Origin of the sequence: Klebsiella sp. HMSC16C06 (assembly GCF_001808325.1) — a bacterium.
GTDB lineage: Bacteria > Pseudomonadota > Gammaproteobacteria > Enterobacterales > Enterobacteriaceae > Klebsiella > Klebsiella variicola.
Genome location: NZ_KV792983.1, coordinates 16,104 through 41,517 on the forward strand (window position 1 = coordinate 16,104; position 25,414 = coordinate 41,517).

The 25,414-nt window shown below is 56.7% G+C and carries 21 protein-coding genes and 2 pseudogenes; 14 read left to right on the forward strand and 9 right to left on the reverse strand.

The annotated features are described in order from the left end of the window. Positions 1-24: 24 nt before the first annotated feature. Positions 25-858 carry an S-formylglutathione hydrolase gene (fghA, locus tag HMPREF3142_RS01775; protein ID WP_032740133.1) on the reverse strand — a complete coding sequence of 278 codons (834 nt, stop codon included), beginning with the start codon at positions 856-858 and terminating at the stop codon, positions 25-27. Positions 859-1,218: 360 nt separating this feature from the next. Between fghA and folE the strand changes: the two genes are divergently transcribed. The 6 genes from folE (at position 1,219) to mglC (ending at position 8,198) form a co-directional block, all read left to right on the forward strand. Continuing rightward, positions 1,219-1,887 carry a GTP cyclohydrolase I FolE gene (folE, locus tag HMPREF3142_RS01780; protein ID WP_008804025.1) on the forward strand — a complete coding sequence of 223 codons (669 nt, stop codon included), beginning with the start codon at positions 1,219-1,221 and terminating at the stop codon, positions 1,885-1,887. Between the two features lie 15 nt (positions 1,888-1,902). Continuing rightward, positions 1,903-3,060, forward strand: coding sequence for a DUF418 domain-containing protein YeiB (gene yeiB / locus HMPREF3142_RS01785; protein ID WP_008804026.1), 1,158 nt, complete (start codon positions 1,903-1,905; stop codon positions 3,058-3,060). A 155-nt stretch (positions 3,061-3,215) separates the two neighbouring features. Further along, on the forward strand, positions 3,216-4,238 hold the full coding sequence (galS, locus tag HMPREF3142_RS01790; RefSeq protein ID WP_070611437.1) for an HTH-type transcriptional regulator GalS: 1,023 nt from the start codon (positions 3,216-3,218) through the stop codon (positions 4,236-4,238). Between the two features lie 296 nt (positions 4,239-4,534). Then, positions 4,535-5,533 (forward strand): galactose/glucose ABC transporter substrate-binding protein MglB, encoded by a 999-nt coding sequence (gene mglB / locus HMPREF3142_RS01795; RefSeq protein WP_008804028.1) that lies wholly within the window; start codon positions 4,535-4,537, stop codon positions 5,531-5,533. A 118-nt stretch (positions 5,534-5,651) separates the two neighbouring features. Next, entirely contained in the window at positions 5,652-7,172 is a 1,521-nt protein-coding gene (gene mglA / locus HMPREF3142_RS01800; protein ID WP_008804029.1) for a galactose/methyl galactoside ABC transporter ATP-binding protein MglA, read from the forward strand. 15 nt (positions 7,173-7,187) lie between these two features. Further along, a complete protein-coding gene (gene mglC, locus HMPREF3142_RS01805; protein WP_002912871.1) occupies positions 7,188-8,198 on the forward strand; it encodes a galactose/methyl galactoside ABC transporter permease MglC in 1,011 nt (336 codons plus the stop codon). Between the two features lie 41 nt (positions 8,199-8,239). Here the strand turns inward: mglC and HMPREF3142_RS01810 are convergent, their stop codons facing one another. From HMPREF3142_RS01810 to HMPREF3142_RS01840, 6 genes and pseudogenes are all read right to left on the reverse strand, one after another. Continuing rightward, positions 8,240-8,686 carry a helix-turn-helix transcriptional regulator gene (locus HMPREF3142_RS01810; RefSeq protein ID WP_012541033.1) on the reverse strand — a complete coding sequence of 149 codons (447 nt, stop codon included), beginning with the start codon at positions 8,684-8,686 and terminating at the stop codon, positions 8,240-8,242. Beyond that, a pseudogene (locus HMPREF3142_RS30160) lies at positions 8,683-9,787 on the reverse strand (HipA domain-containing protein). Before HMPREF3142_RS30160 ends, HMPREF3142_RS01810 begins: the two are co-directional and overlap by 4 nt. 114 nt (positions 9,788-9,901) lie before the next feature. After that, positions 9,902-10,633, reverse strand: a complete 732-nt coding sequence (sanA, locus tag HMPREF3142_RS01825) for an outer membrane permeability protein SanA (protein WP_008804033.1) — start codon at positions 10,631-10,633, stop codon at positions 9,902-9,904. Positions 10,634-10,909: 276 nt separating this feature from the next. Next, positions 10,910-11,794 carry a cytidine deaminase gene (cdd, locus tag HMPREF3142_RS01830; RefSeq protein WP_012967554.1) on the reverse strand — a complete coding sequence of 295 codons (885 nt, stop codon included), beginning with the start codon at positions 11,792-11,794 and terminating at the stop codon, positions 10,910-10,912. A gap of 128 nt (positions 11,795-11,922) precedes the next feature. Further along, complete coding sequence (locus tag HMPREF3142_RS01835) at positions 11,923-12,618, reverse strand: CidB/LrgB family autolysis modulator (protein ID WP_008804035.1); 696 nt, start codon at positions 12,616-12,618, stop codon at positions 11,923-11,925. Next, a complete protein-coding gene (locus HMPREF3142_RS01840) occupies positions 12,608-13,012 on the reverse strand; it encodes a CidA/LrgA family protein (protein ID WP_004201620.1) in 405 nt (134 codons plus the stop codon). The genes HMPREF3142_RS01835 and HMPREF3142_RS01840 overlap by 11 nt, the downstream gene beginning before the upstream one ends. Before the next feature lie 358 nt (positions 13,013-13,370). On the opposite strand from HMPREF3142_RS01840, the gene dusC reads away from it, so the two are divergent. From dusC to HMPREF3142_RS01865, 5 genes and pseudogenes are all read left to right on the forward strand, one after another. After that, positions 13,371-14,303, forward strand: coding sequence for a tRNA dihydrouridine(16) synthase DusC (dusC, locus tag HMPREF3142_RS01845; protein WP_012541036.1), 933 nt, complete (start codon positions 13,371-13,373; stop codon positions 14,301-14,303). 356 nt (positions 14,304-14,659) lie between these two features. Further along, positions 14,660-16,024: a carbohydrate porin gene (locus HMPREF3142_RS01850; RefSeq protein ID WP_070611439.1), complete on the forward strand. Its 1,365-nt coding sequence runs from the start codon at positions 14,660-14,662 to the stop codon at positions 16,022-16,024. Between the two features lie 155 nt (positions 16,025-16,179). Beyond that, entirely contained in the window at positions 16,180-17,013 is an 834-nt protein-coding gene (bglG, locus tag HMPREF3142_RS01855) for a transcriptional antiterminator BglG (RefSeq protein ID WP_002912842.1), read from the forward strand. 30 nt (positions 17,014-17,043) lie between these two features. Further along, positions 17,044-19,018 (forward strand): annotated as a pseudogene (bglF, locus tag HMPREF3142_RS01860) (PTS beta-glucoside transporter subunit IIABC). 15 nt (positions 19,019-19,033) lie between these two features. Beyond that, positions 19,034-20,428 carry a glycoside hydrolase family 1 protein gene (locus HMPREF3142_RS01865; RefSeq protein WP_070611441.1) on the forward strand — a complete coding sequence of 465 codons (1,395 nt, stop codon included), beginning with the start codon at positions 19,034-19,036 and terminating at the stop codon, positions 20,426-20,428. Between the two features lie 33 nt (positions 20,429-20,461). On the opposite strand, the gene HMPREF3142_RS01870 is transcribed toward HMPREF3142_RS01865, so the two are convergent. After that, positions 20,462-21,196, reverse strand: coding sequence for a class I SAM-dependent methyltransferase (locus HMPREF3142_RS01870; protein ID WP_008804040.1), 735 nt, complete (start codon positions 21,194-21,196; stop codon positions 20,462-20,464). 128 nt (positions 21,197-21,324) lie between these two features. Here HMPREF3142_RS01870 and mdtQ point away from each other — a divergent pair, with 128 nt between their 5' ends. Beyond that, a complete protein-coding gene (gene mdtQ / locus HMPREF3142_RS01875) occupies positions 21,325-22,764 on the forward strand; it encodes a multidrug resistance outer membrane protein MdtQ (RefSeq protein ID WP_008804041.1) in 1,440 nt (479 codons plus the stop codon). Between the two features lie 32 nt (positions 22,765-22,796). Here mdtQ and HMPREF3142_RS01880 read toward each other — a convergent pair whose 3' ends face one another. Further along, a complete protein-coding gene (locus HMPREF3142_RS01880; protein WP_008804042.1) occupies positions 22,797-23,366 on the reverse strand; it encodes a DedA family protein in 570 nt (189 codons plus the stop codon). A 153-nt stretch (positions 23,367-23,519) separates the two neighbouring features. Between HMPREF3142_RS01880 and HMPREF3142_RS01885 the strand changes: the two genes are divergently transcribed. Continuing rightward, positions 23,520-24,107 (forward strand): Yip1 family protein, encoded by a 588-nt coding sequence (locus HMPREF3142_RS01885; protein ID WP_008804043.1) that lies wholly within the window; start codon positions 23,520-23,522, stop codon positions 24,105-24,107. Between the two features lie 188 nt (positions 24,108-24,295). Continuing rightward, positions 24,296-25,246 (forward strand): D-alanyl-D-alanine endopeptidase, encoded by a 951-nt coding sequence (pbpG, locus tag HMPREF3142_RS01890; protein ID WP_008804044.1) that lies wholly within the window; start codon positions 24,296-24,298, stop codon positions 25,244-25,246. Positions 25,247-25,414 lie beyond the last annotated feature (168 nt).

The following is a 25,414-nucleotide window of genomic DNA, read 5'->3' on the forward strand; positions in this document are numbered from 1 at the left end:
AGCTGCTTCGCGGCGCAGTGGCGTTTAGGCAAAGAGATGCTGCGCATGGAAGCGCAGATGGTCTTCAATAAACGAGGCAATGAAGTAATAGCTGTGGTCGTAGCCAGGCTGGATACGCAGCGTTAACGGCCAGGCCTTCTGGCGGGCGGTTTCCGCCAGTACGGCCGGCTGTAATTGCCCGGCGAGGAACGGATCGTTATCGCCCTGGTCGATCAGCGTCGGCACGGCGTCAGCCGGCTGGCTGGCCTGCATCAGCACGCAGCTGTCCCACGACTGCCATGTCGATTCATCCGCGCCCAGATAGGCGGTAAACGCTTTCTTGCCCCACGGCACCTGGCCGGGATTGACGATCGGCGCGAAGGCGGAGACGCTGGCGTAGCGGCCCGGATTTTTGAGCGCCATTACCAGCGCGCCGTGACCGCCCATCGAATGGCCGCTGATGGCGCAGCGTTCGCCGACGCTAAACTCGCTACGGATCAGCGCGGGCAGTTCATCGCGCAGATAATCATACATCCGATAGTGCGCTGCCCACGGCGCCTCGGTGGCATTCAGGTAGAAGCCGGCGCCTTGCCCCAGATCGTATCCATCATCGTTGGCGACCTCATCACCGCGTGGGCTGGTATCCGGCATCACCAGCGCGATGCCCAGCTCAGCGGCAATGCGCTGGGCGCCCGCCTTGGTGGTAAAGTTTTCGTCGTTACAGGTCAGCCCGGACAGCCAGTACAGTACCGGCGGCGGCGTTTCGCGCTCAGGCGGTAAAAAAATGCTGAACGTCATGGCGCAGTTCAGGACAGGGGAGTGATGACGCCAGCGTTGTTGCCGACCGTCAAAACAGCGATGCTCTTCAAGCAGTTCCATGCAAGGCTCCTCGAAAGGGGGGTGCGCGTAAACGTTCATAATACAGATATTTCATTAGCCGGTGAGTAACTTTCACTTTCTCCTTTTGAGAACTTACTGCATCATTAATGCAACTTATAGCCAACATGCCGGTGTAGCGATGGCGCTTATGGATGCGTACAGCGGTTAGATCATTCCGGATTCGGCGATAAGGATTTGGCGCCGCGCCTGAGGCGCGGCTTCAGGCCCTAATAAAAGGCAGCGCCAATTTCAATAATTATCGTTACGGCTACTGGATTCTGTGCGCCACCTCACGCACAATGAATACAAACTTTGCCCCCAGAAAAAGCAAAGAGCGCCACACCTGCAGGAGAAACCCAAATGTCATCACTGAGTAAAGAAGCCGTCCTCGTTCATGAAGCGCTGGTCGCTCGTGGGCTGGAGACGCCGATGCGTGCGCCAGTACAAGAAATTGATAACGAAACACGCAAGCGTTTGATTACCGGTCATATGACCGAGATTATGCAACTGCTGAATCTGGATCTGAGTGATGACAGTCTGATGGAGACCCCGCATCGCATCGCCAAAATGTATGTCGATGAGATCTTCTCCGGGCTGGATTACTCCCGCTTCCCAAAAATCACCGTCATTGAAAACAAAATGAAGGTTGATGAAATGGTTACCGTGCGCGATATCACCCTGACCAGCACCTGCGAACACCATTTCGTCACCATCGATGGTAAAGCGACAGTAGCCTATATCCCGAAAGATGCGGTGATCGGCCTGTCGAAAATCAACCGCATCGTGCAGTTTTTCGCTCAGCGTCCGCAGGTCCAGGAGCGTCTGACCCAGCAGATCCTGATCGCGCTGCAGACGCTGCTCGGCACCAGCAACGTGGCGGTATCCATTGACGCGGTGCATTACTGCGTGAAGGCGCGCGGCATTCGCGATGCGACCAGCGCCACCACCACCACCTCTCTCGGCGGCCTGTTTAAATCCAGCCAGAATACCCGCCAGGAATTCCTGCGCGCAGTACGTCACCACAACTAAAACGGAGCAGGGTACATGGAGAGAAATGTCACGCTGGACTTTGTCCGCGGCGTCGCCATCCTCGGTATCCTGCTTCTCAATATCAGCGCCTTCGGCTTGCCGAAGGCCGCTTACCTCAATCCCGCCTGGTCAGGAAGCGCGACCCTCAGCGATGCCTGGACGTGGGCACTCCTCGACCTGCTGGCGCAGGTGAAGTTTCTCACCCTGTTCGCGTTGCTGTTTGGCGCCGGTCTGCAGCTATTGCTCCCGCGAGGGAAGCGCTGGATCCAGTCGCGGCTGACGCTGCTGGCGCTGCTCGGTTTCATTCACGGTCTTTTTTTCTGGGATGGCGACATTCTGCTGGCCTACGCCCTGGTGGGGCTGGTGAGCTGGCGCATGGTGCGTGAGGCGCACCATGTCAAATCGCTGTTCAATACCGGGGTGGTGCTCTACCTCATCGGCATTGCGGTGCTGGTCCTGCTGGGAGTCATCTCCGGGACGGCGGCGAATCGCTCCTGGGTGCCGGATGCGGCGAACCTGCAGTATGAGCAGTACTGGAAGCTGCACGGCGGCATGGAGGCGGTCAGCAACCGGGCGGATATGCTATCGGACAATCTGCTGGCGCTGGGCGCCCAGTATGGCTGGCAGCTGGCGGGGATGATGCTGATGGGCGCGGCGCTAATGCGCAGCGGCTGGCTCAAAGGGCAGTTCAGTCTGCGTCACTACCGGCGCACGGGTGCCCTGCTGGTGGTTGCCGGCATGGCGGTAAATCTGCCGGCAATATTCGCCCAGTGGTATCTGGCCTGGGACTATCGCTGGTGCGCGTTTTTGCTGCAGGCGCCGCGCGAACTGAGCGCCCCCTTACAGGCGATCGGCTATGCCTCGCTGGCCTGGGGCTACTGGCCGCAGCTGTGCCGTTTCCGCCTGGTGGGCGCTATCGCCTGCGTCGGACGCATGGCGCTGACCAACTACCTGTTGCAGACCCTGATCTGCACCACCCTGTTTTATCATCTCGGGCTGTTTATGCGCTTCGATCGTCTGCAGCTGCTGGCCTTTGTTCCCCCCATCTGGGCCGTTAACCTCCTTGTCTCATCGCTGTGGCTGCGCCGCTTCCGCCAGGGGCCGGTGGAATGGCTGTGGCGTCAGTTAACCCTGCGTGCGTCAGGCACATCATTGAAAGACACATCCAGATAACGATCTCGATCACAATCATTAACAAAACGGATGTAAACGTTTCCAGCCGTGTGACCTCACTCACGTAGCGGACCGCGGGTCGCTGCCAGAATAGCCTCCTTGCTGAGCACAGGAGGTGAATGTGACGTGCTGTAATTCTCTTAAGGTCGCTGAGTATGATCACCATTCGTGATGTCGCCCGCCAGGCGGGTGTATCCGTGGCCACCGTGTCGCGGGTGCTGAACAACAGCGCGCTGGTGAGTCCGGATACGCGCGACGCCGTGATGAAAGCGGTGACCCAACTGGGCTACCGACCCAACGCCAACGCCCAGGCGCTGGCCACCCAGGTGAGCGATACCATCGGCGTGGTGGTGATGGACGTCTCCGACGCCTTCTTCGGCGCGCTGGTGAAAGCGGTGGATACCGTCGCCCAGCAGCATCAGAAGTATGTGCTGATCGGCAACAGCTATCACGAGGCGGAAAAAGAGCGCCACGCCATCGAGGTGCTGATCCGCCAGCGCTGCTCGGCGCTGATTGTCCATTCGAAAGCGCTCAGCGATGATGAACTGAGCGACTTTATGCAACATATCCCGGGAATGGTGCTGATCAACCGCATTGTGCCAGGCTTTGCCCATCGCTGCGTCGGGCTCGACAACGTCAGCGGCGCGCTGATGGCCACCCGCATGCTGCTCAATCACGGTCACCAGCGCATCGGCTATCTCTCCTCAAACCACGGCATTGAAGATGACGATATGCGCCGGGAAGGGTGGAGCAAAGCGCTGCAGGAGCAGGGCATCATCGCCCCGGACAGCTGGGTCGGTTCTGGCTCACCGGATATGCAGGGCGGCGAGGCGGCGATGGTCGAACTGCTGGGGCGCAATCTCGGTCTCACCGCGATATTTGCCTATAACGACAGCATGGCGGCCGGCGCGCTGACGACCCTGAAGGACAACGGCATTGTCGTGCCGCAGCATCTGTCGTTGATTGGCTTTGATGATATTCCTATTTCCCGTTACACCGATCCTCAACTCACTACCGTGCGCTATCCGGTAATGTCGATGGCAAAGCTGGCCACCGAGCTGGCGCTGCTGGGGGCGGCCGGCAAGCTGGATCGCGAGGCAACGCACTGCTTTATGCCGACGCTGGTGCGCCGTCATTCCGTTGCCCAGCGGCAAACTGTGGGGCCGATCACTAACTGAAGCGGTGATGGGATGTAACCGCTTTCAATTTGTGAGTAAATTCACAGTATATTAACATTCGCCTGATTATGATGGCAGCGTTTACCAGTCTGAACCACGAGGTGATGGGTTATCCTCACTTTTTTAAGTAGGAACAAGGCGTTAAACGAGTTTTAGAGCCGTATCTTTCTGGAGCGTTACCCGACACGGAAGACCGAATTTTCGTCGTGAAATGCGTTGTGCGGTAACACTAATGCAACAAACCCCGCCCGCACTTTTTCACAATAATGACCCTGCATAATAAAACCGGAGATTCCATGAATAAGAAGGTGTTTACCCTGTCTGCTGTAATGGCTGGTCTGTTATTTGGCGCCGCCGCACACGCAGCAGATACCCGTATCGGCGTGACGATTTATAAATATGACGACAACTTTATGTCGGTGGTGCGTAAGGCGATTGAAAAAGATGGCAAATCCGCGCCTGACGTCCAGCTGCTGATGAATGACTCGCAGAACGACCAGTCGAAGCAAAACGATCAGATTGACGTGCTGTTGGCGAAAGGCGTGAAGGCGCTGGCGATTAACCTGGTTGACCCGGCGGCAGCGGGAACGGTGATTGAAAAAGCGCGCGGGCAGAATATTCCGGTGGTGTTCTTCAACAAAGAGCCTTCCCGCAAAGCGCTGGATAGTTATGACAAAGCTTATTACGTCGGTACCGATTCGAAAGAGTCCGGGATTATTCAGGGCGATCTGATCGCCAAGCACTGGAAAGCCAACCCGAACTGGGATCTGAATAAAGACGGTCAGATCCAGTTCGTCCTGCTGAAAGGCGAGCCGGGCCATCCGGATGCGGAAGCGCGTACCACCTACGTTATCAAAGAGCTGAATGATAAAGGTCTGAAGACCCAGCAGCTGCAACTGGATACCGCCATGTGGGATACCGCGCAGGCGAAAGACAAAATGGACGCCTGGCTCTCCGGCCCGAATGCGAACAAGATTGAAGTAGTGATCGCGAACAACGATGCCATGGCGATGGGTGCGGTTGAAGCGCTGAAAGCGCACAACAAGAGCAGCATTCCGGTGTTTGGCGTCGATGCCCTGCCAGAAGCGCTGGCGCTGGTGAAATCCGGTGCGATGGCCGGTACCGTGCTGAACGATGCCAACAACCAGGCAAAAGCGACCTTCGATCTGGCGAAAAACCTCGCGGAAGGTAAAGAAGCCGCGGCGGGCACCAACTGGAAAATTGACAACAAGATTGTTCGCGTACCGTACGTGGGCGTCGATAAAGACAACCTGAGCCAGTTTACCGGCAAGTAATCGTGATGTGAGTTGCGGGCGTGGTTTAACCACGCCCGATTATTCCTGATACAGAACCAGACTCCTGCTGGCGTTATTGCGCCGGACGGGGCGTGCATGAACGCAGCCAGGTATAACTATGGTCAGCAATAATAGCGAACGGTCAGGCGAATATTTGTTGGAAATGACCAACATCAACAAATCGTTTCCTGGCGTCAAGGCTCTTGATAATGTCAACCTGAAGGTTCGTCCGCACTCCATTCATGCGTTAATGGGTGAGAACGGCGCCGGCAAATCGACATTATTAAAATGCCTTTTTGGGATCTATCAAAAAGATTCCGGTAGCATTCTTTTTCAGGGAAAAGAGATCGATTTCCATTCGGCGAAAGAAGCCCTGGAAAACGGTATATCGATGGTGCATCAGGAATTAAACCTGGTTTTACAGCGTTCAGTCATGGATAACATGTGGCTCGGACGCTATCCCACCAAAGGCATGTTTGTCGATCAGGACAAAATGTACCGGGATACCAAGGCCATTTTTGATGAGCTGGATATTGATATCGACCCGCGCGCCCGCGTCGGTACCTTATCGGTATCCCAGATGCAGATGATTGAGATCGCTAAGGCGTTTTCCTATGACGCCAAAATCGTCATCATGGACGAGCCGACGTCATCGCTGACGGAAAAAGAGGTCAACCATCTGTTTAAGATCATCCGCAAGCTGAAAGATCGCGGCTGCGGTATCGTCTATATCTCGCATAAAATGGAAGAAATTTTCCAGCTGTGCGATGAAATAACCATCCTGCGCGACGGCCAGTGGATCGCCACCCAGCCGCTGGAAGGGCTGGATATGGACAAGATTATCGCCATGATGGTCGGGCGCTCGCTCAACCAGCGTTTTCCGGATCGCGAAAATACCCCGGGAGAAGTGATCCTCCAGGTGCGCAATCTCACCTCGCTGCGTCAACCCTCCATTCGCGATGTCTCCTTTGATCTGCATAAGGGCGAAATTCTCGGTATCGCCGGCCTGGTAGGCGCTAAACGCACCGACATCGTGGAGACCCTGTTCGGGATCCGTGAGAAGGCCAGCGGCACCATCACCCTGCACGGTAAGAAGATCAACAACCACAGCGCCAACGAGGCGATTAACCACGGTTTTGCACTGGTGACCGAGGAGCGGCGCTCCACCGGGATTTATGCCTATCTGGATATCGGTTTTAACTCGCTGATCTCCAATATTAAGAAATATAAAAACAGCATCGGCTTGCTGGATAACTCGCGAATGAAGAGCGACACCCAGTGGGTTATTGACTCGATGCGCGTTAAAACCCCCGGCCAGCATACGCAGATCGGTTCGCTTTCCGGTGGTAACCAGCAAAAGGTCATTATAGGCCGCTGGCTGCTGACCCAGCCGGAGATCCTGATGCTGGATGAGCCAACGCGCGGTATCGACGTCGGCGCCAAATTCGAGATCTACCAGCTGATTGCCGAGCTGGCTAAAAAAGACAAAGGGATCATTATTATTTCTTCCGAAATGCCGGAACTGCTGGGGATTACCGACCGCATTCTGGTGATGAGCAATGGCCTTGTCGCGGGCATTGTAGAGACTAAAACCACCACGCAAAACGAAATACTGCGTCTTGCGTCATTGCACCTTTAAGATCAGGGGCTTCACATGAGTGCGTTAAATAAAAAGAGTTTTCTCACTTACCTGAAAGAGGGTGGGATATATGTCGTCCTTCTGGTCCTGTTGGCCATTATTATTTTCCAGGATCCGACATTTTTAAGTCTGCTCAACCTGAGTAATATCCTGACTCAGTCTTCGGTGCGTATTATTATTGCCCTGGGCGTGGCCGGACTTATCGTCACGCAGGGGACCGACCTCTCCGCCGGCCGTCAGGTGGGACTGGCGGCGGTGATTGCCGCCACCATGCTGCAGGCGGTGGATAATGCCAACAAGGTGTTCCCGGATATGGCGACCATGCCGATCCCGTTGGTGATCCTGCTGGTGTGCGCCATCGGGGCGGTCATCGGCCTGATTAACGGGATCGTCATCGCCTACCTGAACGTGACGCCGTTTATTACCACCCTCGGCACTATGATCATCGTGTACGGCATTAACTCGCTGTACTACGACTTCGTGGGCGCGTCGCCGATCTCCGGTTTTGACAGCCACTTCTCCCATTTTGCCCAGGGGTTTGTGGCGCTGGGCTCGTTCCGCCTGTCCTACATAACCTTCTACGCGCTGATTGCCGTCTTCTTTGTCTGGATCCTGTGGAACAAGACGCGCTTTGGTAAAAACATCTTCGCTATCGGCGGTAACCCGGAAGCGGCGAAAGTCTCCGGGGTTAACGTGGCGTTGAACCTGCTGATGATCTATGCCCTCTCCGGGGTGTTCTACGCCTTCGGCGGCCTGCTGGAAGCCGGGCGTATCGGCTCGGCGACCAATAACCTCGGCTTTATGTACGAACTGGACGCCATCGCCGCCTGCGTGGTGGGCGGCGTTTCGTTCAGCGGCGGGGTAGGGACCGTATTCGGCGTGGTGACAGGGGTGATTATCTTCACCGTCATCAACTACGGCCTGACCTATATCGGCGTCAACCCTTACTGGCAGTACATTATTAAGGGGGCGATTATTATCTTCGCCGTGGCGCTGGACTCCCTGAAATACGCCCGTAAGAAATAAGATTGAACGCATCAAAAACCCGCGCCTGGCGCGGGTTTTTACTATTTAAATAGAGAAGAAATAAGTGTTTTAGAAATAGGGACGAGTCCTGTTTCAAGGCCAAACGGCTTATAGATTTTATTAATGATCTCGGCAGAATAATTGCCTTTATCATTTTCCACATCAGATAAGGTCTTACGAGAGACATCCACTAGCCGGGCATATTCATCCTGGCGTAAACCCAGAACTTCTACTCTCAGTTTTTTCAGGGCCTCTCCCTGGCTGATGGCGCCTAGCATGATGTCATGGATAATGGCGTGAATGACCGCCTGACGATCGACCGTTTTGACTTTTTTTAAACCAGCCGAGACGCGTTGTCTGCTTATCTCTGAACGAGCTTTTTTTTCCGTAGCCGTTACCCCGGTGGCGGGTAGGGATGGTGGGTTATCCGCCCGCAGCCTGGCTAAGGTATTTTGGATTTCTGTTTCTTTTTTATTCAGGGTCTTCATAACAGCCCCCAGCGAGCGAGTTTGTCAGGTATAAATTTAAAACCAATTGATGGCATTTCCAGAATCTGAACAGGAACGCCGCGTACTTTAAGACGGGATGGTAAATCAACGAGTTGAGATGCGGTTTCACTTAAAGCATTAAGCAATGTGTCAGGGGTGATCCATTCAGCCAAAGCTTGTGCGATGGCGCCAAAGTTATATTCGCCTCCTGATTCGCAGGCTAATGACCACTTCATCGTGCGCGGTATACCTTCCGGGTCGGCTTTCATTGGTGCAAAATCGTAGATTGGCGCAAGGGTAATTTCATTATCTGCTTTCATAAATGCAGTATTACGTCCATGGTTATCACTATTGCCAAAAATAATGTTTAATAAGTCTCGACGTACCCAATCGATGATAAATCCTTGAACATCAAAGCGATAATTCTGTACTCTTACCATATTACTGGATGTGATCTTTTCGATCAGGATCCGCAGCGTGGTTTCATGATCAAGTATCGTCGCTGGCGCTTTTTGTAACAGAGAATAGACTGACTCCATTCCCAATCTCATTATCCGGCCATCACCGTCTCTTCTGATATCAAATCGCGGCAACCAGAGAGAGGGATAATGTAGCCCCTCCTGCTGCGGCTCCTCGTTCCTGGTCATAGTCGAGAAAATCACTGGCACGATTCATGACATCAGTGACAGAGAACGTTTTACTGCTTGCCAGACTATCCCTGTCCGGCACCGAGTCTTTAATGCGTAAATTTCCCACTGGCGACATCGTGCCGAATTTGAGCAAGATGAAATTCTGCTGGCCCTGAGGAAGTTCACTGATATCTAAAAAGTTAACCCAGTAACGTCGGCTGGCGCCGCTTGGAATGATATCGTCTATAAATCTTAACCATCCAGGATTTCCGTGATCCTCAAAATAAAGCGAAACGGGATGGTTGAGCGACACGGCGTGATAGTCATCGCGTTCCAGAAAGTCGATGGCGTAATCGGTAAGATAGTCGATTTGTGTTGTAAACCAGTCCCCTTGCTCACTACCGGGGAATTTTATCAACGCAATGTCTTGCCACTCCGCATTGAGAAAGGCTTGTACCGTTAATGTTTCCATCTCGCCCTCCAAAAAGGATGATGAGTGAAATATTACTCATTAAAGAGCATTCATGCAATTAACGTTACTTATAATACGCATTGTTTTGGCATCGCATGATTAATGCATCTTATATCACTCATTGGCGGGTTTTGTGTTTTTCTGCAGTTCCAGCAGCTGCTCCGGAGTGACTGCCGGGTAGGACTGGGCGTCATCCGGTACGTCATGCTGTTGAGCCGGAATCGGGATGAGAGGGCCGAGAAAGCGCGGTTCCCGTTTGAAGATATAGAGGTCCGCCAGCGCGCCAAAGCGGGCACCGAACTCGCGCAGCCGCACGCTCCACATATCCTTCGGCGACGGCACCGCGTAGCACTGGGCCTGGATCCCCATATGCAGGGCGATAAACAGCGCCCGTTCGCAGTGGAAGCGCTGGGTGATGATAATGAAGTCGTTGGTGTCGAACACTTTGCGGGTACGGACGATTGAGTCGAGCGTACGGAAGCCGGCATAGTCCAGCACGATATCGGCGGGATCGACGCCGCCTTTAATCAGGTCCCGACGCATGGTCATCGGTTCATTGTAGCTTTGCAGAGCATTATCGCCGCTCAGCAGCAGATAGTTGACCTTGCCGCTGTTGTAGGCGTTCAGCGCGCCCTGGATGCGGTAGCGGTAATACTGATTGATGACGCCGGTGCGGTAATATTTGGCGGTGCCCAGCACCACGCCGACCTGACGGTAGGGCAGGTCCTGCAGCTCATCATAGATATAGGGCGCGGTTTTCCAGCTCATCCAGCGGTCAAGGCCCAGCACGGTCAACAGCAGCAGGCCGAGCAGGACTAACAGGCTGTAGAACACACGCTTTAACATGAACTTGGCTCAATAATAGACAACGGAGTCTTCAGGCTACTTTACCCGCCGGGTAAGCGCAAGAAACCCGCGTTTGATTGCGGGGATTTTCAGCAATATAGACAGATCGCCGAACGCAGGTCGGGTAAGGCGTGAGCCGACACCCGGCATAGAGATCTTCAGCTCGCCATGGCGCGAACCGTAGGTCGGGTAAGCGTAGCGCCACCCGACAACATCTCGGTATATCAGGTCGGCCGGATAAGGCGAAACCGTCATCCGGCAATCTGCTCAGGCTGATCAACCTAACAGGACGCGCTCGATATTCTGGCAGCCCAGCGCCTTCAGGGTGGCGACGGTGGCATCCCACTGGATCAGCGCCGCGTCGGCTTTCTCCGCGAGGATTGCCCGCTGGATAGCGGGATAATCATAGCCGTTGAGGCTCAGGAGATTCAGCGCCCCCTGCAGCGGCGGCAGCGTCGGATTGAACGCTGCGTTTTCCGCATAGCTGCCGCTGAAAATGGTGCCGTCTTTCAGCTCCAGCGCCACGCCGGAGGGCGAGTGGCTGTAGGGCGCATGGCAGCGGTTGGCGGCCTGAATGGCTGCCTGGGTCAGGGCATCGCCGCTCACCGGGTAGCCATGGTCCTGTGCATCCATCAACAGGGTTTTTATCTCCAGATCTTTCGGACCAAAGGCGTCCGGCAGATAGTGCTCCAGGGCATGCGCTTCGCGGCCCGGCAGATGAATGCGCAGCGCCAGTCCGCTGTTCAGTTCGTTCATAAACTGACGGCAATGGCCGCACGGCGTGTAGTTCACCGTAATAGCGCGCAGGGAGGTCTCGCCGCGCAGCCAGGCGTGGCTGATGGCGCTCTGCTCGGCGTGAACGGTCTGCTGCATGGTCGCCCCGAGAAATTCCATATTGCCGCCAAAGTACCAGCGGCCGCTGACGCCGCGGGCGATCGCCCCGACGTTAAAATGAGAAAGGTCGGCGCGCGCGCAGGCGGCAGCAAGCGGCAGTAGCGCAAAGGCCAGCGCGTCTTCGTCCAGACCTGTCGCCTGCTGCAGCGTCGCCACCTGATCGGCTTCGAGCAGCGCCGGGAAGTGCGGGTCGGCGAGCATCGGGGCGATGGCCGCCTGCAGGTCTGCTGCCAGAGTCGTCAAAGCAGCTTGAAAACGTGAGTGCATAGCGTTGCCTCATAACAATGTAATGGGAAGCCAGTGTACGGGCGTCCAGCAGTCTCATATGTGATGAATATCTCATTGTTTATGCAACTTTGATTTGTTGCATTAAAAAATGTGATTTAAATCACAATTTATCCCACCACCGCGAGGATCAGCGGAAATAAGAACGGTGCCATCAACGAGGTGATGATCCCGCACAGCACCAGCGCCAGCGAGCTAAACGCCCCTTCCTGGTAGTCCAGTTCCGCACAGCGGGCAGTGCCGAGGGCGTGCGAGGCGGTACCCATTGACAGGCCGCGTGACGCTTTGGTGCGAATGCGCATCAGGTTAAGCAGCGTATGGCCGAATACCGCGCCGAGGATGCCGACAAAAATCACGCACACGGCGCTGATAGCCGGAATACCGCCGATGCTGCCGCTGACCGCCATGGCAATTGGCGTAGTGACTGACTTAGGCAGAATAGAGGCGGCGATTTGCGGCGTGGCGCCCATCAGCAGGGCGACGGTAGTACCGGTGATCATCGCCACGCAGCTGCCGATAAAGCAGATGGTGATGATTGATTTCCAGCGCGCGCGGATCTGGTGCAGTTGCTCATACAGTGGAAAGGCCAGCGCGACCACCGCCGGCTGCAGCAGATCGTTCAGGACTTTGCTGCCGGCAAAATAACGCTCATAGGAGATCCCGGTCAGCAGCAGAAACGGAATTATAACTACCATCGCCACCAGCAGCGGGTTGAGCAGCGGGAACTTAAAGCGGGCGGCCAGCCTGCGGGCGAGAAAAAAGACGATCAGGGTTAGCGGCAGCGACCACCAGATTTCATGCATCATTTTTCTTTTCCTTTTGCCCAATCACTTTACGTTCGCCATGCACCAGGTGAGAGCTCCAGCTCACCACCACAAACACCACCAGCGTGCTGATGGCGCAGGAGATGACGACTGGCCCCAGCTGGGCGCGCAGCAGATCCCAGTATTGCATCACGCCGACGCCGATGGGCACGAACAATAGCGCCATATAGCGGATCAGGATATTGCAGCCAGGATTGACCCACTGCGGCGGCATAATTTGCAGCGCCAGCAGCACGAAGAGGATCAGCATGCCGATGATGCTGCCGGGGATAGTGATGGGCAGCAGTCCGGCGATAAAAATTCCGGCGTATAAGCAGGCGTAAATCAGGACGAAGGCCCGCAGGTACTGCCAGATAATAGTCAGCGATTTACTCATGGTAATAACCCTTGATGAAGTGCATTCATCATACAATTAATCCCTAAAATGTGCTACCGATCACATCATGAATTCTACGCATAGCGCTGATAGCGTACGGGAACAATAGCCTCTCCCGGCAGGACCCGACAGCTCGCAGCTTAGGGTATATGGAGTCCCACGCTACCTTTTTGAACGAGGCGCGGCAAATAAAGGCGGCATGAGACGCCGCAGACTCCTGTAAAGCATAGAGATTATCTCCTCGTTTTGCCGCATTCGCCGAACGGGGAATGGCGTACGGCAGGCCGGACGCATTGAGCGCTTTCCACCAATGCCTGGAGGCGCTACCATAGCGCCTCTTTTTTTTCCGGATAACGATATGCGTGTTCTACTGGCGCCGATGGAAGGCGTGCTCGATTCGCTGGTGCGCGAGCTGCTGACCGAGGTTAACGATTACGATCTGTGCATCACCGAATTTCTGCGCGTGGTGGATCAACTGCTGCCGGTAAAATCGTTCTACAGGCTGTGCCCGGAACTGCATCATCAGAGCCGCACGCCGTCCGGCACCCGCGTGCGCGTCCAGCTGCTGGGACAATATCCCGAGTGGCTGGCGGAAAACGCCGCCCGCGCGGTGGAGCTGGGGTCGTGGGGTGTGGATTTAAACTGCGGCTGTCCGTCTAAGCTGGTGAACGGCAGCGGCGGCGGGGCGACGCTGCTGAAAGATCCGGAGCTGATCTATCGCGGTGCGAAAGCCATGCGCGAAGCGGTTCCCGATCATCTGCCGGTGACCGTCAAGGTGCGACTCGGCTGGGACAGCGGCGAACGGCGCTTCGAAATCGCCGATGCGGTGCAGCAGGCCGGAGCCAGCGAGCTGGTGGTTCACGGCCGCACCAAAGAAGATGGCTACAAAGCCGAACGCATTAACTGGCAGGCGATCGGCGAGATCCGCCAGCGTCTGACCATTCCGGTGGTCGCCAACGGCGAGATCTGGGACTGGCAAAGCGCCCAGGATTGTATGGCCGTCACCGGCTGCGATTCGGTGATGATTGGCCGCGGGGCGCTCAACGTACCGAATCTCAGCCGGGTGATCAAATACAACGAACCGCGCATGCCGTGGCCGCAGGTGGTTCAGCTGTTGCAAAAATATACCCGCCTGGAAAAGCAGGGCGACACCGGTCTGTATCATGTGGCGAGAATTAAGCAATGGTTAGGCTATTTACGCAAGGAATATAGTGAGGCACTGACCCTGTTTAATGAAATTCGCGCCCTGCAAACGTCTGCTGAAATAGCGGCGGCCATCGCCCGCTATTAAACACCATACTGTTATTTGCTTCACATATTATTACTTGCCTGCCTATTGCTGGTAGGCATGAGTTGAATAAAGTGATAATGTGCGGTCAATCAATTCAGGATTGCTACTGAACCCAGGCAAAACCTAAGCACTTTCGTCATTCGTGGCGGAAAGTGCTTAGGTTTTTTTTTGGCTAAAATTCAATGGTGAAAAAATGGTTATGTAAAACAATAGGTTGTAATTAACGTTTTCTCTGGCATCGTCGCGGTTTTATTACCGGCGGACGCCCTTTGCCATTCATTTTTTAAAAAAGAAAACAGGTAAATAAATAGCCTGGGGATCCCCTTTGTTTTTATTCAGTCACGGTGGATATCACAATGCATAACAAAAAAATAAATCAGCTTTTGATCGGCGCGGCGCTGGCGGCAATGGTGCCTGCCGTGAGCGCCGCGGAAACTCCGGCGTGGAACGGCAGCGTGCTGGGGTTCGAAGCCGGGCAGCAGGGGCTGCTGGGCGATATGCTGGGCATTCGTCCGATCCTCGAAGAGAACGGCTTTCATTATAATCTCGGGTATCTTAACGAGATGGCCTACAACGCCGGCGGCGGTTACGACCATGATAAACACCTGGCCTATATTGACCAGGTGGCGCTGACCTTTACCCAGGATCTGGAGCGCTGGACCGGCATACCGGATGCGCGTCTCGAAGGCAACATCGTCAACCGTAACCACGATGATAACCTCACCACGAAACGGCTGCAGGATCCGCGGGTGAGTTTCAACGATCTGTCGCAGGAGAGTTGGGGCGGCGGGTCGATCACCCGCCTCGGCTGGCTGACCTTTGCCCGCAGCTTTGACGACCGTCGCCTGACCTGGCGCATCGGCATGATGAACAAGGTGCAAACTTTCGACCAGATCATTCCCTGCGATTTTCAGCTACTGACCCAGTGCGGTGGGAAATCGGCCAACTCGCTGACCTGGAATAACTGGAACATCCACACCTGGGGCACCGCCCTGGAGTACAAGCTGACGCCGACGGTCACCCTGAAAGGCGGGGTGATGGAGCAAAACCCGCAGGCTACCGCGCGCAGTCACGCCTGGAGCGGGTCGACGAAGGGCAGCAAAGGCATTTTACTGCCGATGGAGATCGAAACCCGTCCGCTGATGAATGGCCTGCCGGGAGCCTATAACCTGGGTGTGGTCTGGACCAACGCGCCGCAAACCGACCTCTACAGCGGCAAATCCGGCGGCGCCGGGGCGACCGATCCGCAAGGCTACGCCGAGCACGACAGCACCTGGTTTATGTACGCCGGCCTGAACCAGCAGATCACCCGCCACGCCGACGACCCGCTGCGGGGGATGAGCGTCTCGCTGAGCGGCAGCCTCAGCGACCAGCGCAGTAACTATATCCACTCCGCCGTCGCCGCCTCCATGCGCTACCGCGGGCTATTTGACGCCCGCCCGGAGGACTGGATTGGCTTTGGTCTGACGTGGATCGACATGAGCAGCCACTACGCACGTAACCAGCGCTATATGAATCAACTCAGCGGCGCCACCGACTATAACGATCCGGCTTACCAGCCGGTGGCCGGTCATTCGCTGAACGGCGAGCTCTATTATCGCTTCCGCCCGGTTTCCTGGCTGGAGCTGCAGCCGGGCCTGCAGTACTGGCACCGTCCGGGCGGCGTTGCGCAGACCCAGGACGCATGGGTGGTGGAGTGGAAAACGGTGGTGACTTTCTGATAGTCGCGATCTTAATCACGTTTTTTCACTTGTCAGGTTGAGCGCGCAGCAGAAGTTGTTACAGTGCGGGTGTTGGATTGCAACTGCTGCGGCAGGCAAAACCTGATCACCTGGCGTTTCGTCGGGGGTCAGGTTTTTTTGTTTCTGGGGTCTATATGCAAATCGCCAAAGTACTCAATAACAATGTGGTGGTGGTTCTTGACGAGCACCGGCGCGAACAGGTGGTGATGGGGCGAGGGCTGGCCTTTCAGAAACGCCCGGGCGACGTGCTGGACGACAGTAAAATTGAAAAAGTCTTCGCCTTACAGAGCGATGAACTGGTAGGCCGCTTAGGTGAGTTACTCAGTCAGATACCGTTAGAAGTGATGACCACCTGCGATCGCATTATCGACCTGGCACGCGGGCGGCTGGGCAAGCTACAGGAAAGTTTGTACATCACATTAACGGATCACTGTCATTTTGCTATCGAGCGGCAGAAAAAGGGCATCGCACTGCGTAACGTGCTGCTGTGGGAGATTAAGCGGCTGTATCCGAAGGAGTTCGCGCTGGGTCAGGAGGCAAGGGCCATTATTGCCAAAAGGCTTGGTGTGGAGCTGGCGGAGGATGAAGCCGGATTTATCGCCCTGCATCTGGTGACGGCGCAGCTCAACAGCGAAATGCCGGAGGTCATGCACGTGACCCGGGTGATGCAGGAGATCCTGCAGCTGGTGAAGTATCAGCTGCAGCTTAACTATGACGAAGAGTCATTGAGCTATCAGCGCTTTGTCACTCATCTCAAGTTCTTCGCCCAGCGGATGCTGACGCGCACGGTGGTGGAAGATGACGACGTCTCGCTGCACAGCGCGGTGAAAGATAACTACGCTAAAGCGTGGAAGTGTGCGGAAACGGTGGCGACGCATCTGCAAAAGCAGTATCAGCGGTCGCTGACCACCGAAGAGATTATGTTTCTTGCCATTCATATCGAACGGGTAAGAAAAGAGGGGCGTTAATTCCCCCCAACAAAACTGGATTGTTACTGCATGATGCAGGCAAAACCTGAGCGCGACGCCCACCGGCGTGGTTCTCGGGTTTTTTTATTTTTTACTACTCAGTCGCCGGTTGTCTGCGGGCAGCGGCAGTAAGGAAAAGAGCATGGAATATAAAGCACTCGCGCAGGATATTCTCAACCGCGTCGGCGGCAAAGAGAACATTGTGAGTCTGGTTCACTGTGCGACACGTCTGCGTTTTAAACTGAAAGATAACGGCAAAGCCGATGCCGAAGGGCTGAAGGCCAATCCGGGCGTCATTATGGTGGTGGAGAGCGGTGGCCAGTTTCAGGTGGTGATTGGCAACCACGTTCACGACGTCTGGCTGGCGGTGCGCCAGGAGGCGGGGTTAAGCGATGACAGCGAACCGGTTGCCGGGGAAAAAGCGGCCAAAGGATCGGTGTTAAGCCAGCTTATCGACATCATTTCCGGCATTTTTACACCGTTTATCGGCGTGATGGCGGCGACCGGTCTGCTGAAAGGCCTGCTGGCGCTGGCGGTGACCTGCGGCTGGCTTACGCCGGAGCAGGGGACTTATAAAATCTGGTTTGCCGCCAGCGACGCGCTGTTCTTTTTCTTCCCGCTGTTTCTTGGCTATACCGCCGGGAAGAAGTTTGGCGGCAACCCGTTTATCTCGATGGTGATTGGCGGGGCGTTAACCCACCCGCTGATGATTCAGGCCTTTGAGGCCAGCCAGGCGCCGGGCGCGGCGGTGGAGCACTTTCTCGGCATTCCGGTGACCTTTATCAACTACAGCTCGTCAGTGATCCCGATTATTCTCGCCTCGTGGGTCTGCTGCTGGCTGGAGCGCAAGAGCAACGCGCTGTTGCCGTCATCGATGAAAAACTTCTTCACCCCGGCGATCTGCCTGGCGGTGGTGGTCCCGCTCACCTTCCTGGTGATTGGCCCGGTCGCCACCTGGCTGAGCCATCTGCTGGCCAACGGCTACCAGTTCATTTATGCGTTTGCCCCATGGCTGGCGGGCGCGGTACTGGGCGCCATGTGGCAGGTGTGCGTTATTTTTGGCCTGCACTGGGGGCTGGTGCCGTTGATGATCAACAACATGACAGTACTTGGTCACGACTCCATGCTGCCGATTATTCTTCCGGCGGTGATTGCCCAGGTGGGGGCGGTTCTGGGGATTTTGCTGGCCACCCGCGATGCGCGTCAGCGGATGCTGGCCGGTTCCGCCTTCTCTGCCGGGCTGTTTGGCATCACCGAGCCGGCTATCTACGGACTGACCCTGCCGCTGCGTCGTCCGTTTATCTTCGGCTGTATCGCCGGCGCCATCGGCGGGGCGATCACTGCCTTCAGTAATAGCCATGCTTACTCGTTCGGTGTGCCGAATATCTTTTTCCCGGCGCAGATGATCCCGCCCGGCGGCATTGACGCCAGCGTCTGGGGCGGGCTTATCGGCACCGGCGTGGCTTTCGTGCTCGCCTGCGTGCTGACCTTCTTCGCCGGCATGCCGCGCGCCAGCGCTGCACCGGGCGCCGTGACGGTAGCTCCGGCCTCGGCAAACGATATTCTGGCGCCGATGAGCGGCAGCGTTATCGCCCTCGAGCAGGTGCCGGATAGCACCTTCGCCAGCGGCCTGCTCGGTAAAGGGGTCGCCATTATCCCGGCGGTGGGCCAAGTGATTGCCCCGTTCCCGGGCGAAGTGGCTTCCCTGTTTCAGACTAAACATGCCATCGGCCTGCAGAGCGACAGCGGCATTGAGCTGTTGATCCACGTCGGCATCGACACGGTCAAACTCGACGGCGTGCCGTTTACCGCACATGTCAAAGAGGGCGACAGGGTGCAGGCCGGCGATCTGCTGATCGAGTTCGATCGTCAGGCGATTCTGGATGCCGGTTACGACCTGGCGACCCCGATCATTATCAGCAACAGCGACGACTACCGGGAAATTGATACGGTGGCGTCCAGCGCCGTCGAAGCCGGCCAGCCGCTGTTGTCAGTCAGCCATTAATCACAGGAGAGAGAGATGAAAACATTCCCGGCGGATTTTTTATGGGGCGGCGCGACCGCGGCGAATCAGGTGGAAGGGGCTTATCTGGAAGAGGGCAAAGGCTTATCCACCTCCGATGTGCAGCCGCACGGCGTGTTCGGCGAGGTGGTCGAGCGCGTACCCGGCGACAGCGGTATTAAGGATGTGGCGATCGATTTTTACCATCGCTACCCGGAAGATATCGCTCTGTTCGCCGAGATGGGCTTTAACTGCCTGCGGGTGTCCATCGCCTGGACCCGCATCTATCCCAACGGCGATGACGCCGAGCCCAACGAAGCCGGTCTCGCGTTCTACGACAAGCTGTTCGACGAGATGGCGAAGCACAACATCACCCCGCTGGTGACGCTGTCGCATTATGAAATGCCGTGGGCGCTGGTAAAAAACTACGGCGGCTGGGGCAGCCGGGAGGTGATTGGTTTCTTTGAGCGCTACGCCCGCACGGTGTTCAGCCGCTATAAAAATAAGGTCAAATTGTGGCTGACCTTTAACGAAATCAATATGTCGCTGCATGCTCCGATGACCGGCGTCGGCCTGCCGGCCGGCAGCAGCAAAGGCGAGGTGTATCAGGCGATTCACCACCAGCTGGTGGCCAGCGCCCTGGCGGTTAAAGCCTGTCACGAGCTGGTGCCCGAGGGCAAAATCGGCAATATGCTGCTCGGCGGGCTGATGTATCCCCTGAGCTGCAAACCGGAAGATGTGTTTGAGACGCTGCAGGAGAACCGCAGCTGGCAGTACTTTGGCGACGTGCAGGCGCGCGGCGCGTACCCGGGCTATATGCTGCGCTTTTTCCGCGACAACGGTATCACACTCACCATTACCGATGCCGATCGTGAAGCGCTGAAAACCACCGTCGACTTTATCTCCTTTAGCTACTACATGACCGGCTGCGTCACCGCCGACGAGGCGCTGAACCAGCAGGCGCGCGGCAATATTCTCAGCATGGTGCCGAACCCGCACCTGGCGAGCTCGGAGTGGGGCTGGCAGATAGACCCGCTGGGCCTGCGTACGCTGCTGAACGTGCTGTGGGATCGCTATCAGAAGCCGCTGTTTATCGTGGAAAATGGTCTGGGCGCCAAGGATAAGGTGGAAGCCGATGGCAGCATTAACGATGACTACCGCATCAGTTACCTGAACGACCATCTGGTGCAGGCGCGGGAAGCCATTGACGATGGCGTTGAGCTGATGGGCTTTACCAGCTGGGGGCCGATTGACCTGGTGAGCGCCTCGAAGGCGGAGCTGTCGAAGCGCTATGGCTTTATCTATGTCGACCGTCATGATGACGGCACCGGCACCCTGGCGCGCAGTAAGAAGAAGAGTTTTGACTGGTATAAAGAGGTGATTGCCAGCCGCGGCGCCAGCCTGAAAGCGTAAAGCATGCCCGCCCGGCCATCGCCGGGCGGGGGATTAGCCCGGTTTACGCGCGCGCAGTAAAAAGATCATCGGACGTTCTTTCTCTTCATCCAGGGCGGGCTGTTGGACAATCTGTTCGGCGCTCGGACCCCACTCATCCAGCTGCTCCAGCACAAAACCCGCGGCGATAAGCGCGTTTATCCAGCTTGAGAGCTTGCGATGTTGCTTGATGACGCCCTCGGCAAACCAGTTGCTGACGCGCTCGCCCTCCTGCTGATAGTGACTGACCGGCCAGCTTTTCTGTCCCTGGTCATCCACCCGCCAGCCCTGCTGCAAGGGGGCGGTATAGATGGGATGTTCGGCGGAAAAGACCAGGGTGCCGCCGGGAACCAGCGCCTGCTGCAGGGTGGCGAAGAGCGGCGCAATGTCCGGTAAATAATGCAGCGCCAGCGAGCTGTAGACCAGATCGCAGCTGTTGGCGGGCAGCGTCAGGGTTTGCAGATCGGCGCAGCGGTAGACAATCTCATCCCCGCGGGTCATCTCCCGCGCCTGCGCCAGCATGCGCTGGGAGATATCAAAACCGGTTATCTGGCTGGCTCCCTGCTGCTGTGCCCAGCGGCAAAACCAGCCGTAGCCGCAGCCGAGATCCACCACCCGCAAACCGGTTATCGGCGGCAACATTGCCTGCAGGGAAGGCCACTCCGGTGCGCCATCCAGCCCCTTCACCGAGCGATCGAGGGTCGCATAGCCGGCAAAAAACTGCGGGTCGTCATAAATATTCTGACTCATATTCATCCCTTGAATTGATAAGGTTGTTTATTTTTAGCTAACTAATAATTTAGTCACACGCTTTACTAAACGCGTTTAATTCAATTAACTTATGATAACCAACCTGATTAAGTTATCTGACCTGTCTAATGAAATTGATATTAAATAAAAGCGTGCTGGCGGCATTGCCCCTGGCCATCGCGCTGGCTGGCTGCGCGCCATCTCATGAGGTTGCTAATCCGCCGCAGCAGCAAATTCCAGCCTCCCATGTTTCCATGGATCTCCCTGCCGCCGTGAAAAATGGCTGGCCGCAGACCGACTGGTGGAAAGACTACCACGATGCCCAACTGGATAATCTGATTCAGCGCGCACTCGCCAATGCGCCGGATATGCAAATTGCCGAACAGCGCATCAGGCTTGCCGAAGCGCAGGCGCGAATGTCGCAGGCGAATCTTGGCCCGGAGATGGATTTCTCCGCCGATGTTGAACGCCAGCGCATGTCGGCCGAAGGCCTGATGGGGCCGTTCGCCACCGACACCGACGGCAATACCGGCCCGTGGTACACCAACGGCACCTTTGGCCTGACCGCTGGCTGGGATCTGGACCTGTGGGGTAAAAACCGCGCGCTGGTGAAAGCGCGCATCGGCGAGCTGAAAGCCCAGGTGGCGGAGCAGGCCCAGACCCGCGAATTGCTTTCTGGCAGCGTGGCGCGCCTGTACTGGCAGTGGCAGACGGAAGCGGCGATTAAAGCAGTGCTGCAGCAGGTGAAGGGTGAGCAAAATAATATCGTGACGGTCGACAAGGCCCTGTTGCAGCGCGGGATCACCAACTCCGCCGAAGGGGCGGAGAACGATATTAACGTCAGCAAAACCGATCAGCAGCTGGCGGACGTGGCGGGCACGATGAAAGAGATTGAAGCGCGCCTGATGGCCCTGACCAACAGCCAGAGCCAGTCGCTGAACCTCAAACCGGTCAGCCTGCCGACGGTCAGCGCGCAGCTGCCTGATACCCTCGGCTATGAGCTGCTGGCGCGCCGCCCGGATCTGCAGGTTGCTCACTGGTACATTGAGGCATCGCTGAGCGAAGTGGACGCGGCGAAAGCGGCGTTTTATCCCGACATCAATCTGATGGCGTTCCTGCAGCAGGATGCCCTGCACTTAAGCGATCTTTTCCGTCACTCGGCGCAGCAGATGGGCGTCACCGCCGGACTGACGCTGCCGATCTTTGACAGCGGCCGCCTCAATGCCAATCTGGATATTGCCAGCGCGCAGAACAGCCTGTCGATAGCGCAGTACAACAAAGCGGTAGTGGATGCCGTCAACCAGGTGGCGAAAACCGCCAGCCAGGTCGAGACGCTGATGGCCAAAAGCCAGCAGCAGCAGCAGGTTGAAAAAGACGCCCAGCGGGTGGTGAACCTGGCGCAGGCCCGAATGGCGGCGGGGATCTTACCCGGCTCCAGAGTCAGTATGGCGAAGCTCCCGGCGCTGCAGGAGCGCATTACCGCATTGCGCCTGCACGGCCAGTGGATTGACGCCAGCATTCAGCTGACTTCTGCTCTCGGCGGCGGCTATCACCAGAGCGTGAAATAACCGGCGCAACGGCGCGCCTGCGGGGGCGCCGTTTAGTCTTTCTTCTTCCTTTCTCGCCGCCTGAGCCACCAGTGGGCGGCGACCACCAGTCCTACCGCGAGGATCAGCCAGATCCAGTGCTTCAGATGGGCGTCCAGATGGTGCAGCCACGGGCCAACCACCTCGCCGCCGAGATAGCCAATGGTGGTAAACAGCAGGGCCCACACCAGCGCTCCGACAATATTCAACGGCAGGAAAATGCGCGGCGGCAGGCGGCTGGCGCCGATCAGCAGGGGGCCGATTACCCGGAAGCCATACATAAAGCGGGTGCCGATGACAAACAGCCACGGCCGGTGCTGGATCATGCGCTGCGCTTTACGTATTCGCGCCTTCTGGCTGGCGAAACGGCGCAGAATGCGTCCCCCGAAGCGGCGGCCGACCAGATAGAGCAGCTGATCGCCAATCATCCCGCCGAGGGCGACGGCGATCACCACCAGGGGAAACTTCAGTAACCCCTGATGCGCTGCGACGCCGCCCAGCAGGGTAATGGTCTCACCTTCCGCCATGCTGCCGACGATCAGCGCCGCGTAGCCATACTGGGAAATCAGGTGATTGATATCCATAAACAGCTTATCTCCTTATCTCATCACCTGTTAATCATACACCCTGCTGACCAAAACGCGGCGACGCAGTTTTTTTGCGCTGTACACAAAATAATCTACAGGGTGAATTATACTTGGATCAGTGCAGTACGAAGCCGTGACAAGGGGGACGCTATGAACCATGTCTGGGGGCTCTTCGCTCATCCCAACCGGGAGATGAGCGTGATAAAGAGCGAGAATGAAACCATTTCTCATCACTATACGCACCATGTGCTGCTGATGGCGGCGGTTCCGGTGGTGTGCGCCTTTATCGGCACTACGCAGCTGGGCTGGAACTTCGGCGACGGCACCGTTATTAAACTGTCGATGTTGACCGGTCTGGCGCTGGCGGTACTGTTTTACGCCGTGATGCTGGCCGGGGTGGCGATCATGGGGCGGGTTATCTGGTGGATGGCCAGGCAGTATCCGCAGCAGCCTTCGCTGAAACGCTGCATGGTGTTTGCCGGCTATGTGGCCACGCCGCTGTTCCTGAGCGGGATTGTGGCGCTCTATCCGCTGGTCTGGCTGTGCGCGCTGATCGGTACCATCGCGCTGTTTTACACCGGCTATCTGCTCTATCTGGGCATCCCGACCTTCCTGAGCATTAACCGGGAAGAGGGTTTAAGCTTCGCCAGTTCGACGCTGGCCATCGGAGTGCTGGTACTGGAAGTGCTGCTGGCGATCACCGTGGTACTGTGGGGGTATGGTTACCGACTCTTCTGATCGCACGTCACTGGATAATATGCATTGCCGGCAAATATGTATTTTGTGTCGGCAATGCAGCATTTCTTCACGATTCTTATTAGGCACAGGGCCTTACGGCGCGGTATGATGGCGTTTGCCAGCGATGTTGCCCACTTAACCTCGCGGCGTACGTTCCATAACGTGCAAAAATACTTTTCAGAATGCCCATGATGCCGAAATTTCGAGTCTCTTTGCTCAGCCTGACCTTGCTGCTGGCTGTGCCTTTTGCGCCCCAGGCGTTAGCAAAAACCTCCGCGGCGGTTGCCGCCTCGCAGCCGGATATCGCCTCCGGCAGCGCCATGATCGTCGATCTGGCAACCAAAAAAATCATCTATGCCAGCCAGCCGGATCTGGTGCGCCCGATGGCGTCAATCACCAAAGTGATGACCGCCATGGTGGTGCTCGATGCCCATCTGCCGATGGATGAGATGCTGACGGTGGATATCAGCCATACGCCGGAAATGAAGGGGATCTACTCCCGCGTGCGCCTCAACAGCCAAATCAGCCGCCGCACGATGCTGCTGCTGGCGCTGATGTCTTCCGAGAACCGCGCGGCCGCCAGCCTGGCGCATCACTATCCAGGCGGCTACGATGCCTTCATTCGCGCGATGAACGCCAAAGCCCAGGCGCTGGGCATGACTCATACCCGCTACGTGGAGCCGACGGGCCTGTCGGTGCATAACGTCTCCACCGCCCGCGATCTGACCAAACTGCTGATCGCCAGCGAGCAGTATCCGCTGATTGGCCAGCTGAGCACCACTAAAGAAGAGACCGCCACTTTCGCCCATCCGGCCTACAGCCTGCCGTTCCGCAACACCAACCATCTGGTGTATCGCGATAACTGGAATATCCAGCTGACTAAAACCGGCTTCACCAACGCTGCCGGCCACTGCCTGATTATGCGTACGGTGATTAACCAACGCCCGGTGGCGCTGGTGGTGATGGATGCCTTCGGTAAATACACCCACTTCGCCGACGCCAGCCGCTTGCGGACCTGGATTGAAACCGGGAAGGTGATGCCGGTACCCGCCTCGGCGCTGAGCTATAAAAAGCAGCGCGAAGCGCAGATGGCGGAGGCGATGCTGAAAGGCGGCGCGCAGACCGCGCAGAACGATTAATCTACATGTCCCCCGGATGGCGGCGCATTGCGCCTTATCCGGGCTACGTGATTTGGCGCCGGGTTCGCCCCCTTCGTAGGCCCGGCAAGCGCAGCGCCGCCGGGCAATATACCCGTCACCGTGCCGCGTTTGTGCCGGATGGCGGCGCATTGCGCCTTATCCGGGCTA

Coding starts and splice junctions, on each gene's coding strand:
- yeiB (WP_008804026.1), top strand. CDS start 1,903: ATGGAGAGAAATGTCACGCTGGACTTTGTCCGCGGCGTCGCCATCCTC.
- HMPREF3142_RS01810 (WP_012541033.1), bottom strand. CDS start 8,686: ATGAAGACCCTGAATAAAAAAGAAACAGAAATCCAAAATACCTTAGCC.
- fghA (WP_032740133.1), bottom strand. CDS start 858: ATGGAACTGCTTGAAGAGCATCGCTGTTTTGACGGTCGGCAACAACGC.
- mglC (WP_002912871.1), top strand. CDS start 7,188: ATGAGTGCGTTAAATAAAAAGAGTTTTCTCACTTACCTGAAAGAGGGT.
- folE (WP_008804025.1), top strand. CDS start 1,219: ATGTCATCACTGAGTAAAGAAGCCGTCCTCGTTCATGAAGCGCTGGTC.
- galS (WP_070611437.1), top strand. CDS start 3,216: ATGATCACCATTCGTGATGTCGCCCGCCAGGCGGGTGTATCCGTGGCC.
- HMPREF3142_RS01850 (WP_070611439.1), top strand. CDS start 14,660: ATGCATAACAAAAAAATAAATCAGCTTTTGATCGGCGCGGCGCTGGCG.
- pbpG (WP_008804044.1), top strand. CDS start 24,296: ATGATGCCGAAATTTCGAGTCTCTTTGCTCAGCCTGACCTTGCTGCTG.
- HMPREF3142_RS01835 (WP_008804035.1), bottom strand. CDS start 12,618: ATGATGCATGAAATCTGGTGGTCGCTGCCGCTAACCCTGATCGTCTTT.
- HMPREF3142_RS01885 (WP_008804043.1), top strand. CDS start 23,520: ATGAACCATGTCTGGGGGCTCTTCGCTCATCCCAACCGGGAGATGAGC.
- bglG (WP_002912842.1), top strand. CDS start 16,180: ATGCAAATCGCCAAAGTACTCAATAACAATGTGGTGGTGGTTCTTGAC.
- sanA (WP_008804033.1), bottom strand. CDS start 10,633: ATGTTAAAGCGTGTGTTCTACAGCCTGTTAGTCCTGCTCGGCCTGCTG.
- mglA (WP_008804029.1), top strand. CDS start 5,652: ATGGTCAGCAATAATAGCGAACGGTCAGGCGAATATTTGTTGGAAATG.
- HMPREF3142_RS01870 (WP_008804040.1), bottom strand. CDS start 21,196: ATGAGTCAGAATATTTATGACGACCCGCAGTTTTTTGCCGGCTATGCG.
- mdtQ (WP_008804041.1), top strand. CDS start 21,325: ATGAAATTGATATTAAATAAAAGCGTGCTGGCGGCATTGCCCCTGGCC.
- HMPREF3142_RS01840 (WP_004201620.1), bottom strand. CDS start 13,012: ATGAGTAAATCGCTGACTATTATCTGGCAGTACCTGCGGGCCTTCGTC.
- HMPREF3142_RS01865 (WP_070611441.1), top strand. CDS start 19,034: ATGAAAACATTCCCGGCGGATTTTTTATGGGGCGGCGCGACCGCGGCG.
- mglB (WP_008804028.1), top strand. CDS start 4,535: ATGAATAAGAAGGTGTTTACCCTGTCTGCTGTAATGGCTGGTCTGTTA.
- cdd (WP_012967554.1), bottom strand. CDS start 11,794: ATGCACTCACGTTTTCAAGCTGCTTTGACGACTCTGGCAGCAGACCTG.
- dusC (WP_012541036.1), top strand. CDS start 13,371: ATGCGTGTTCTACTGGCGCCGATGGAAGGCGTGCTCGATTCGCTGGTG.
- HMPREF3142_RS01880 (WP_008804042.1), bottom strand. CDS start 23,366: ATGGATATCAATCACCTGATTTCCCAGTATGGCTACGCGGCGCTGATC.